13 protein-coding genes, 2 tRNA genes and 1 rRNA gene are annotated in these 11,274 nt (G+C 32.2%); all 16 read right to left on the bottom strand.

What is annotated here, in order from left to right; translation table 11 throughout:
- A 16S ribosomal RNA gene (locus HS848_RS11910) occupies window positions 1-67 on the bottom strand; the annotation flags it as partial.
- A 115-nt stretch (window positions 68-182) separates the two neighbouring features.
- Window positions 183-256: transfer RNA gene (locus HS848_RS11905), tRNA-Gly, on the bottom strand.
- Between the two features lie 22 nt (window positions 257-278).
- A tRNA-Leu gene (locus HS848_RS11900) sits at window positions 279-364 on the bottom strand.
- A 473-nt stretch (window positions 365-837) separates the two neighbouring features.
- A complete protein-coding gene (locus HS848_RS11895; RefSeq protein WP_198612468.1) occupies window positions 838-1,293 on the bottom strand; it encodes a SprT family protein in 456 nt (151 codons plus the stop codon).
- Window positions 1,286-3,433 (bottom strand): Tex family protein, encoded by a 2,148-nt coding sequence (locus tag HS848_RS11890; protein WP_198612467.1) that lies wholly within the window; start codon window positions 3,431-3,433, stop codon window positions 1,286-1,288. The genes HS848_RS11895 and HS848_RS11890 overlap by 8 nt, the downstream gene beginning before the upstream one ends.
- Window positions 3,434-3,586: 153 nt before the next feature.
- Window positions 3,587-4,357 carry an RNA polymerase sigma factor SigB gene (gene sigB, locus HS848_RS11885; protein ID WP_107507960.1) on the bottom strand — a complete coding sequence of 257 codons (771 nt, stop codon included), beginning with the start codon at window positions 4,355-4,357 and terminating at the stop codon, window positions 3,587-3,589.
- The gene (gene rsbW / locus HS848_RS11880) at window positions 4,332-4,784 is read right to left on the bottom strand and encodes an anti-sigma B factor RsbW (protein WP_232806184.1); all 453 of its coding nucleotides are present in this window, start codon (window positions 4,782-4,784) and stop codon (window positions 4,332-4,334) included. The genes sigB and rsbW overlap by 26 nt, the downstream gene beginning before the upstream one ends.
- 28 nt (window positions 4,785-4,812) lie before the next feature.
- Window positions 4,813-5,139 carry an anti-sigma factor antagonist gene (locus tag HS848_RS11875; RefSeq protein WP_107507962.1) on the bottom strand — a complete coding sequence of 109 codons (327 nt, stop codon included), beginning with the start codon at window positions 5,137-5,139 and terminating at the stop codon, window positions 4,813-4,815.
- A 94-nt stretch (window positions 5,140-5,233) separates the two neighbouring features.
- Window positions 5,234-6,235 carry a SpoIIE family protein phosphatase gene (locus HS848_RS11870; protein ID WP_107507963.1) on the bottom strand — a complete coding sequence of 334 codons (1,002 nt, stop codon included), beginning with the start codon at window positions 6,233-6,235 and terminating at the stop codon, window positions 5,234-5,236.
- A 272-nt stretch (window positions 6,236-6,507) separates the two neighbouring features.
- Window positions 6,508-6,873 (bottom strand): type II toxin-antitoxin system PemK/MazF family toxin, encoded by a 366-nt coding sequence (locus HS848_RS11865; protein WP_107507964.1) that lies wholly within the window; start codon window positions 6,871-6,873, stop codon window positions 6,508-6,510.
- Window positions 6,870-7,040, bottom strand: a complete 171-nt coding sequence (gene mazE, locus HS848_RS11860) for a type II toxin-antitoxin system antitoxin MazE (protein WP_107507965.1) — start codon at window positions 7,038-7,040, stop codon at window positions 6,870-6,872. The genes HS848_RS11865 and mazE overlap by 4 nt, the downstream gene beginning before the upstream one ends.
- Before the next feature lie 86 nt (window positions 7,041-7,126).
- Window positions 7,127-8,275 (bottom strand): alanine racemase, encoded by a 1,149-nt coding sequence (alr, locus tag HS848_RS11855; protein WP_198612466.1) that lies wholly within the window; start codon window positions 8,273-8,275, stop codon window positions 7,127-7,129.
- A 109-nt stretch (window positions 8,276-8,384) separates the two neighbouring features.
- The gene (acpS, locus tag HS848_RS11850; protein WP_107507967.1) at window positions 8,385-8,744 is read right to left on the bottom strand and encodes a holo-ACP synthase; all 360 of its coding nucleotides are present in this window, start codon (window positions 8,742-8,744) and stop codon (window positions 8,385-8,387) included.
- Window positions 8,745-8,766: 22 nt separating this feature from the next.
- Complete coding sequence (locus HS848_RS11845) at window positions 8,767-9,282, bottom strand: PH domain-containing protein (RefSeq protein WP_198612465.1); 516 nt, start codon at window positions 9,280-9,282, stop codon at window positions 8,767-8,769.
- Window positions 9,275-10,798: a PH domain-containing protein gene (locus HS848_RS11840; protein ID WP_198612464.1), complete on the bottom strand. Its 1,524-nt coding sequence runs from the start codon at window positions 10,796-10,798 to the stop codon at window positions 9,275-9,277. The genes HS848_RS11845 and HS848_RS11840 overlap by 8 nt, the downstream gene beginning before the upstream one ends.
- Complete coding sequence (locus HS848_RS11835; protein WP_198612463.1) at window positions 10,791-11,270, bottom strand: PH domain-containing protein; 480 nt, start codon at window positions 11,268-11,270, stop codon at window positions 10,791-10,793. The genes HS848_RS11840 and HS848_RS11835 overlap by 8 nt, the downstream gene beginning before the upstream one ends.
- Window positions 11,271-11,274 lie beyond the last annotated feature (4 nt).

Genomic DNA, 11,274 nt, shown 5'->3' with positions numbered 1-11,274 from the left:
GCTCGACTTGCATGTATTAGGCACGCCGCCAGCGTTCATCCTGAGCCAGGATCAAACTCTCCATAAAAATTTATGATGTTTGATTAGCTCATAATACTAAATAATGTTTGTAACATTTAAGTTACTTTATTGGAATTAACGTTGACATATTGTCATTCAGTTTTCAATGTTCATTAAAATAATGGAGCGGGTGATGGGAATCGAACCCACAACATCAGCTTGGAAGGCTGAGGTTTTGCCATTAAACTACACCCGCATATTTAATTAGAAAGATTATTTGGTGCGGCCGAGAGGACTTGAACCTCCACGGGATTTCTCCCACTAGGCCCTCAACCTAGCGCGTCTGCCATTCCGCCACGACCGCTGGCAAAACGCAATAATTATTTAAATCATTATCGAGAACATTATCAATTGTAAATGCTATGTAATAAAAAGTCAATAACTTTTTAATACTTTTTTAATAATGTTTTACAAACACTTAATGTTGGGTCATTTATTAACGCAACGATATCCATAATACATGTTTATATTATTAAAGTCAACACTATAATTTTAAAAAAGTAACTGAGCCACTAAGAACTTAATACTAAGCAAAGATTACCGGTCCCCTTCTCTCTTATTCTTAGCCTTCCGATATTTAATATCTAATATTCATAAGTAGAACATTAATTATTTGGACCTTATTAAATAGATACACGTTATTACCTTTCTACTTTTCTTACTACATAATAAAAGAATAGCCACGAAAGAAGTATAACTTTATTGAATACTTCTTCCATAGCTATTCTTGATATGTTTACATATTTATATAGCTTATCAAAACTATAACCTAAAATTTTATTTTATTAATTTTTTGAGTTTTAGCTTTCCACCACAATGACCGCATCTCATCTTTTTTATGTCAACTTTCCTAATTCTGAGGTATTCATTATTACATTTAGTGCATTGATAGATATAATTAGCTCGTTGTTCATAACTATCTATTGGAGTACAAAACCTAGGTGCGTTAACTTGTTTACTCAATAGTTTAAACTCTCGATCCCTATGCTTATACCCTTTTCCCAATAAATGTAAATGATAATGACAAAGTTCATGCTTTATAATATCTACTAAGGCATCATTACCATAAGTCTCATATTGTTTAGGATTGATTTCAATATTATGTGAGCCAAGTAAATAACGTCCGCCAGTAGTTCTTAATCGATTATTGAATAACGCTTCATGTTCAAAAGTCCTATCAAATGCCTCTAACGAGATCTCTTCTACTAATTGTTGTAACTCTCTATTATTCATTTGGATTAATCATTGTTAATGAAACTTTGTCTTTATTTTTATCAATACTTAGAATCCATACGTCAACTATGTCTCCAACACTTACAATATCCATTGGATTTTTCACAAATTTCTTGGAAAGTTTAGAGACATGTACTAATCCATCTTGTTTTACACCTATATCAACGAATGCACCAAAATCAACTACATTTCTAACCGTACCACTTAATTTCATTCCTTCAGATAAATCTTCAATCGATAATACATCAGATTTAAGGATTGGTGTTTCGTATTCATCTCGAGGGTCACGGTTAGGGGCCATTAATGATTTAATAATATCTTCTAAGGTTGGCAGTCCTACTTCTAACTCATTAGATAATACTTCAATATCTGCTTTGGCTAAAGTTTGTTTTAGCTTTTCAGAACCTAAATCTTCAATAGTTAAATTTAATTTATTGAGGAGTTGATAAGTTACTTGGTAACTTTCAGGGTGAATTGATGTGTTGTCGAGTGGTTCTGTGCCATTGACAATTCTTAAGAAGCCGATACTTTGTTCAAATGTTTTAGCACCTAGTCTTTTGACTTTACTAATTTCTTTATTGTGTTTTATTGCTCCATTTTCTTCGCGATAATTAATAATATTTTGAGCGATAGCACCAGACAATCCTGAAACATGTTGCAATAATGATTTAGAAGCTGTGTTTACATCGACGCCAACTTGGTTAACAGCTGTTTCTACCACAAATGTTAAAGCTTGTTCTAATTCTTTTTGATTCACATCGTGTTGGTATTGTCCGACTCCAATTGATTTAGGATCTATTTTCACTAATTCACTTAATGGATCTTGAACGCGTCGACCAATGGATACTGCACTTCTCTCTTCCACTTGAAAATTAGGAAATTCTGCTCTTGCAATTTCTGAAGCTGAATATACAGAAGCCCCCGCTTCATTAACAATAATAAATTGCGCATTGAGCTTATATTTATTAATAACATTGGCAACAAATTGCTCAGTTTCACGACTAGCTGTACCATTACCTATAGCGATGAGTTCCACATTATTGTCTCGAATAATCTTCACTAATTCTTTCTCCGCAGCATCAACATGAGATTTAGGTGGGTGCGGATAAATCACACTTTTAGCAATAAACGTTCCAAAAGGATTAATCACCGCAAGTTTACATCCAGTTCTAAATGCTGGGTCAACCCCTAGAATTTGTTTACCTTTCATAGGTGGTTGCAGTAGTAAATTCTTTAAATTCTCGCTGAAGACTTCAATTGCGTGTGCTTCTGCTTTTTCAGTTAGATCACCACGAATTTCTCTTTCAATTGAAGGCATAATTAAACGTTTCAAACTATCTTGAATGGCTTCACGTATATAACTCAGATGAACGTTTGAGTTTTGAACTTCTTTCTTTTCAATAAAGTTCTCAATTTGTGAAATATCAAACTCAATTTTGACAGATAATACTTTTTCTTTTTCTCCACGGTTCATAGCCAATACCCTATGATTAGCTATTCTTTTCACTGGTTCAGAGTAATCATAATACATGGCATAGATTTCTTTTTCATCTTCTGCTTTCTTTTTCTTAGAAGTCACAACTTGCCCTTGTTGATAAACATCTTTTAATAATTTGCTACGATATTTAGGGTTATCAGAAATTTGTTCTGCAATAATATCTTGTGCGCCTTGAATAGCCGCTTCCTCTGTCTCAATTTCCTCAGATAAATAGCGTTGTGCTTCTTCTTGTATGTTTTTATCTTTTCCTAACAGAATAAATGTCGCTAACGGTTCTAACCCTTTTCTTTTAGCTTCCGTTGCTCTAGTTTTCTTTTTCTGTTTATAAGGTCTATATAAATCTTCAACACGCTGTAATTTATTTTGTTTTAATATCTCTTGACGTAGTTCATCAGTTAATAAACCTTGTTGCTCAATATTATGTATAACTTCTTCTTTTCGTTTTTGTAAATTCACTACATATTGATATTCATCGGAAATTTGTTTAATCTGTACTTCATCTAAGCCACCAGTAGCTTCTTTTCTGTATCGTGCAATGAAAGGTACAGTATTATTTTCTTCTAATAGATCCAGTACTGCTTTTATTTGTTTTTCTGAAAATTGATACTTTGCCGCAATTTCATCAATGAGTTTTTTATCCATTATCTAACCACACTTTTCCAATATTTCTATCTAATTTTAGCATATTTTAATATATGATTTTATCTAGCTCTATCTTACAATTCTAATAAAATTAAACAACCCAGAACATTTCTTAATGAAATATTCTAGGCTTATAGGCTATCATCTATTTTATTATTGTTTTGCAGCTTGTTGTAATTTTTTAATTGCTGTTCTTTGTAATCTTGAAACATGCATTTGACTTAAACCTATACGTTCGCCAGTTTCTTTTTGACTTAATCCTTCAATAAATGTGCATTGAATGATTTCTCTTTCTCTATCAGATAAAATTGGCAAGATGCGTTCCAAGATCATGCGTTTTTCCGTTAAATCATAGTTATCATCTTGTTGTCCCATAATATCTAATAATGTTACTGTCGAACCGTCTTTATCCGCTTCAATGGAATGGTCTACACTTAAAGCGTTATAACTTTGTCCCATTTCCATGGCTTCAAGTACTTCTTCTTCTGTGACTTCTAAACGATCAGCAATTTCTGCAATTGATGGTGAACGTTCTAACTCATTGGTTAGCTCGTCGCTCACCTTTTTTATTCGTGGTCCAATCTCCTTAATTCTTCTAGGAACATGGACACTCCATGTTTTATCTCTTAAATATCTTTTAATTTCACCAATAACAGTTGGCACTAGAAATGCTTCAAATTTGCGATCAAAAGATATATCAAATCTGTTAATAGCACCTATTAAACCAACCATACCAACTTGAACTAAATCTTCGTGATGTGATTGTCCTTTAGAATATTTATAGGCTAAAGACTCGATTAATTTACGATAGTGAGTAACTAGTCTATCTTGAGCATCAGTATTCGCATTTTCTTGATGTTCTTTAATCCATTGGTTTATTTGTTCAGGTGATACATCATTAACTGATTTCGACTCTTTCGTCATTATTTGGCACCTGCTCTTTTTTTATATACTTAATCATGCTGATGGTTACACCAGACTCTTTAAACACTTTTACCTCATCCATTAAGGATTCAATTAAGAATAGACCTAATCCACCTTCACGTAAGAAATCAATATTTTCATTATCGTTATAAGGTCCTAATTGTGCTTTAGTTGTTTCATAATCAAAGCTTTCACCTTGGTCTGAAATAACAATTTTAATTTTATCATCAAATAGTTCAAAACATAAGTTTATCATACCATTTGTTGATTCATGTTTATAGGCATGTTTTACAGCATTAGTCACTGCTTCACTGACAGCAATTTTAGAATCTTCAATATCATCATACGAAGCGCCGGCTCTAGAAAATACACCTGACAACGTCAAACGTATTAAACTCACATATTCTGCAGAGGCAGGTAATTTCATTTCGATATAGTCATTTTTAATTGGCAAGTTACTCTACCTCCGTTCCTTCATTAACATGCATTAAATCTTTAAGACCAGTAATATCAAATAATCGTCCAATTCTATCTGATACACCTAATATATAAAGTTCTTTATCATTTTGGTTCAATGCTTTTAATGTACCTACGAACAATCCTAAGCCCGTTGAATCCATATAACTTACATTAGATAAATTTACATGGATATCATGTGTACCCTCTTGACGCATTGGTACAAGTACTTCTTCTAATTCGGGTACTGTATAAACGTCCAACTCTCCGGCTACAATAACTTCATAATAGTCATCGTGAGTTACCGTTTCAATATTAAGATTCATAGTTTTTTACACTCCTAGTATTTTCTTATTCAATAATATGTATACTATACAAGTATACCCATTGTAGTAATTATATAATCAAAAAATTTAATATTTAATTTACTCTTTTTATGATTAAAATGGTCATATCGTCACGTTTATTTGGATTCTGAATTTTTAAAATAGCTTCATACAAAATCTGTACGATATCTTGAGGATGCATATGTTTATATTTGTGAATCAAATTAAGCAATGTATCTTTATCAATAAATTCTCCATCTGTATTTCTTGCTTCTGTTACACCATCAGTAAAGATAATGACTAAGTCCTCTAAATTAATTTGAATTTCTTGCTGACTATATCGAGTATGTTGATTAACTCCTAGAACTCGGCCTCTTACATCAATTTCTTCAAATGATTCTGTCTCTGCTCGATATACATATCCAGGTTCATGCCCAGCTGAACTACAATAAAGTAAATGATTCATCTCTTCATATAAACCATAGAACATGGTCACGAACATATTTTGGTTAACGTTTTTTTCGACTACGCGGTTAAGCCTCTTTAATCCGTCACTTGGTAATTGAGAATGTCCATAAGAGTCCATTCCAAATTTAATCATACTCATAGCTAAGGCAGCTGGTATACCTTTACCAATGACATCTGCCACAGCAAAACTCATCGTGCCATCTCTATGATCAATAAGGTTAAAGTAATCTCCACTCACTTTTTGAGCAGCTACTGATATTACGCCGATTTGTATACTATCAAATTGAGGTATATCCGTTTTTAACATCGTTTGTTGAAGTCTGGAAGCTAAGTCTATCTCTTTATCGTGGAATTGCATTTTATCAACGAGCTTTTGATAATCTCTATAACTATAGCCAAAACCTTTAACTATTTCTTGCAAGACATCTAAGGTTTCGAGCACCTGTGTTTCATTTAAATTTAAAGAAGTGATATATGTTTTATGTATTTCAACAACATCTTCAGGCAGAATATCTTTTTTGATTACTTCATTAGTAAATTCATCACATTTTTCTAAAAATTGCTTTTTATTTTTAGCAACTAAACTTTCATCTATAAGTTGTTTATAGTGTTTTTTAAATTCTTCCACGAATCTGCCTCCTTACTTCGCAGTTACAATACTTACGTTTCATTAGCTTAATTTATATATTACAAATAATACTTATATCTAAAAAAGACTTTAGGATAACCTAAAGTCAACAACTAGAGACAATGACTAAATAGTAAGACTATTGTAGAATAATACTAATTTATATGTATAAGCATCTTTTTCTCATTTATTGATTACAAAATAATCAACAACAGGAAAACATTGTCTTTCATAGTTAGTTTTGCTTATATTTGGTTTATACATGGAAAACATTAAGTTTTTTGAGGTTTCACCTCATCGTGTAAACCTAAACTAATATCTAGAGCCCCATCTACTTCTTTCATTTTCTCTTCTGATAAATAGGTTAATTTTTCTTTCAATCTCTTTTTATCAAGTGTTCGAATTTGTTCTAGTAGAATTACTGAGTCTTTGTCTAGTCTATACTTATGTTTTTCTATTTCGACGTGGGTTGGTATTTTGGCTTTATTAATCCTACCTGTAATTGCCGCAACAATTACGGTAGGACTATATTTATTACCAGTATCATTTTGAATGATTACTACAGGTCTGACTCCCCCTTGTTCTGAGCCCTGTACTGGTGACAAATCAGCTAAATATACATCTCCTCTTCTAATCATTCACTCTTATAATTAGAAATGATATATGTTTCATTGCAATCACAAGCTTCGCATTCAAGAGGGAAAGCTTCTGTTGCTAGGGAGAGGTTTAGATCGGCCATTTGTACATAGCCCTCTTTTAAAGACTGTTCAAGACTGTGGCTTCTATTCTGATTAAAAGTTAACATACTTATGAACCTCCATTTGGTACCAAATAAACACTATAAACCTTAATTTAAGTTAATAATAACAAATTTTGTATCAAGTGACTATACTATTTTAGTAATTCATTGGTAACATACGTTTGGTCGTCTATATTATAGACACGTGGCACACGTCTTCCTAAATTGCATAACACTTCATAACTTATCGTATGTTGTTGTTTGGCTAGTGCTTCTGCGGATTGGGGCGAATCGATGTGATTATCTAAAAGAATAACTTCGTCGCCTTCTTTAACAGTCTCTGGAATTTTTACAATTGTTTGATCCATACATACGCGGCCAATGATTTCACATTGATGACCATTAATATCTACATAGCTACCTTGCATCGATCTTAAGTAGCCGTCTGCATAGCCTATTGGTAAAATAGCAATCCTCATATCTTCTGTAGCAGTGTACGTACTACCATAACTTACAGATTCGCCTGCTTTTAAGTATTTAGTTTGAACGACTTGAGTGATTAATTGTGCACTTGGTTTCAGTTCAGTTGGTACATTTTCTCTGACAAATTCTGAAGGGTAATAACCATACAGTGATATACCTACTCTTAGAGCATTACATAGTTCATAATCTTTTAATAATGCACCCGCCGAATTTTGTGAGTGAATATATTTTGGTTGTTCAACCTGTGTGACTAACGTTTCAAACAAAGCATATTGTTGTTCAATTGAATCTCCTGGCTCATCTGCATTTGCAAAATGAGTATAAACACCTTCAAACACGAGATGTTGATAAGAATGGATTAAATCGACAACTTCTTTGTATTCTTCAATCGTTTTTATCCCAAGTCTGCCCATACCGGTATCGAGTTTTACATGTAACCATAAATTTTTCTCATTATCCTCATCGATTAGATTAATAGCTTCTTCTAGCCATTGTTTAGAAGGTACTGTAATGGCTACCCTATGTTGAATGGCTTTATTAATATCTTCTAGCGGAATAACGCCTAATATGAGTATTTGTGCATTAACTCCATGCATTCTTAGTTCAATTGCTTCGTCTAATGTGGCTACTGCAAAAAATTCTGCACCATGTCTCATCAAATATTGAGCTACTTTTACGCTACCTAATCCATAACTATTAGCTTTTACTACAGGTATAATCACTTTGTCTTTATGAAGATTCGTAAAAGTAGTGTAATTCTCTTTAATAGCCTCTAAGTCTACGTTTAAGTAGGTTGCTCTATAAAATTTGTCTGACATAAGACGTCCTCCTCAAAATTTGAGATTAAATATTTTAGCTTACTTTTTAATCAGAAGCTATTTAAATCTCGTTACAGTCCTAATATACATAGTTATAATTATAAGCTTGTTAATCTTCTTTTTCTAATATTACCTGGCTCATCGCATAATTATCTGTATGTGTAATTGTGACATGTACTATAAAACCGGCATAATCTATACAGGGTTTACCTTTGTCATCGTTATAGCAATTAATATCGTTAAATGATACTGTTTTGCCCAAGCCGGTGCCTAGTGCTTTACTAAAAGCTTCTTTAGTCGCAAAACGTCCTGATAAAAATTCTATTTTTCTTTTTTCACTTGTGAAAGAATGAAATTTTTCTTGTTCTTGCTCTGTTAATATACGTTCTACTAACTTGCTCTTTTGTTTTAGATAAACTTTAGTAATACGCTCTATTTCTATTAAATCACTACCAATTCCATAAATCATAAACGTAACCTCACTCATCAAGTCATTCACTTATTTGTTCTTCGGTTGGTTCTTCAGTTATTTGGTCTTGATGATTACTTTTCTTAATCTGAAGAATCTTCTTTAACTCATAGGCATCTTGTTTATTAATTAATTGAATTTCTGAATTACCACCCGCAGTTGAAAGATATAATGTCGCTAGCTGATATTTTCTCATAAGATATCCTTCTACTACATCAATATTTTGTATGCGGTAAAATGGGATAATTTTTGTATTAATAAAGATGATACCTGTTCTTATATAAATCTCATGGTCTTTATAATAATAACGAAAGTTTTTAAATCTTAAGATTGGCGTTATAACAGTAAAAAGTACTAAAAACAACACTAGTATACCTATACTAATAGTTATACTCCAAATTAGTTTCGTTAGATGCATAAAATATATATCTACTATATTTGTGATAATTAAGATTAATAATAATACCGCAAACGTAATTAAAGAAGCGATTCTTATTACTTTTGGTCCTTGTGGATGCATATACTTATAATCATTCATTATACTCACCTCTTAAATATGCATTAATATAGTAGTTTGCTGTGGTTTCAGAAATAAATTTCAAATGAATGTCTTCAAATATCGAACCTTTAGCAAGTATAAAATGTAAGTTTGATAATTGACTTCTTTCTAGTAATGGATGTTGGTTAGTTTCCATTCCTATTATCTTATCCGTTTTAAAATAATACGTATTAAATCCGAATAAGCTTACTTGTCGCAGTGCTATTTCCTCATTTTCAAAATGAAGACCTGAGGAACGTACATAAATTAATGCATGAATCGCCATAAGTACAATGATAGCCATTGTGATTAAGATGCTCCAAGCACTCCAATAGTATGTAGCAAAGCAAGTGGCAATGATTAAAATCAAGCTTGGAATGAAGAAATGACGATGGTAACCACGCCATGGCATCCCTTTATGTACTTTGCTAAATTGCATTTCAGGAACAAGACTTTCAATGATGTTATAAGCTTCTTTACGTTTAATAAATGGTAATATCATAATCTTTCCATTATTACTGACATCATCTTCGGATTCTACGTCTAGATCACTGGTGATGATAAAATGAATAGATGTGTATCCAAATAATCTTCTTAAAAATGATTGTTTCTCTAACACTGCTTGGAGTCGATTAGTTGGCACTGTTATATTTTTAACATTTAATAAACCATAACTAATTTTAAGTTGGCTATCTTGTTGGCTAACAGTGTAATTGTGATAACGGATTAATGTTATGAGTGTGCCGATGATATAACTAATGATTAAAATAAAAGCTAGGCATGTGATTACAATTAATGATACGGAGTCTATCCAATGCCATAAGTTCTCTGTCCATTTAGTCCACGGAATGACATCTTGAAAAGCACCGATAATTGGGGATATGGTAGCGAATGCCACGCCTATAGCACCACTTGTCATCGCCATCAATAATAATGAACCAAAGGACATCTTAAAAATAGGCTTACTCTCAAGGTGTTGATTTGGGGTAGTTTCATTAATGTCATCGGAATAAGCTAATGCTTCCTCTCTTATATTATCTTGAGAATCAACTTCAACTTCTCCTTTTAATTCTAATTGTCTTTTACGAATGGCTTGTTCAATTAAATCACTTTGTGATTTAGAAATGGTAGATAGTTCAACCCCATCACTCGGCGTTTTAATTTGTAAACTCACTCCACCAACGATTTGATTGATTAATCCTTGTGTCGTATCTAACGATTGAATTCTACTAATATTCAATTCTTTACGTTTTTTATTAAACCAACCGGACGTGATGATAAAATGCTCGTCTTCAATCCAATAACGTGTGACGCGCACATCTATGAATTTACTAATAGAGGCCAATAGAACAATGACTATGAAAATAGCTGGTCCAATATAATGTCTAATTTCGGTGAAATCAAAATTCCAAACATTAAAGCCTATAAAGACTATAAAAGTTAAAATATTTTGTTTTATTACTTTAATTAAAGCAGTCAGATAGGAAATGGGATGTAACTTCTGAGGGCTATACATCAGTATCTGCACCTCTCAATTCTATAAAGATATCATTCGCTAACTTTTCGGCTTCTTGCTCTGTAACCATTGGTAGTGTTATTTCATGACCAGCAGTTACAGCTACAATTTTATTTAATTTTAATTTCTTCAATATCGGGTTAGTTTTTAACTCCAAATATTGTAGTCGCTCAATTTTTATAATTTTATAATTTTTAAAAATAAAAAAGGCTTTAGTTTCTAAATTATTATTTTCAACTCGATAATACCTATAATTAAAGCGTATGTATGGTTGGAGCACTAAACAGATTATAGATAGAACTAGTAAGCCGACTAAAATGTAGATAATAAACTGGTACCAAGTAAAATACTTCCACATTACATATAAGGCACCAAGTAAAAGAAGCTCTATTAAAAAGGAAATACCACTACTTATCCAGTGGTAAGTGTATGCATTTTTAGGACTTTTATGAAATGAGTTCTCTAACTTCATAATA

Origin of the sequence: Staphylococcus caledonicus, assembly GCF_016238465.1 — a bacterium.
GTDB classification, from domain to species: Bacteria; Bacillota; Bacilli; order Staphylococcales; family Staphylococcaceae; genus Staphylococcus; species Staphylococcus caledonicus.
This window is presented reverse-complemented; position numbering and strand designations above follow the sequence as displayed.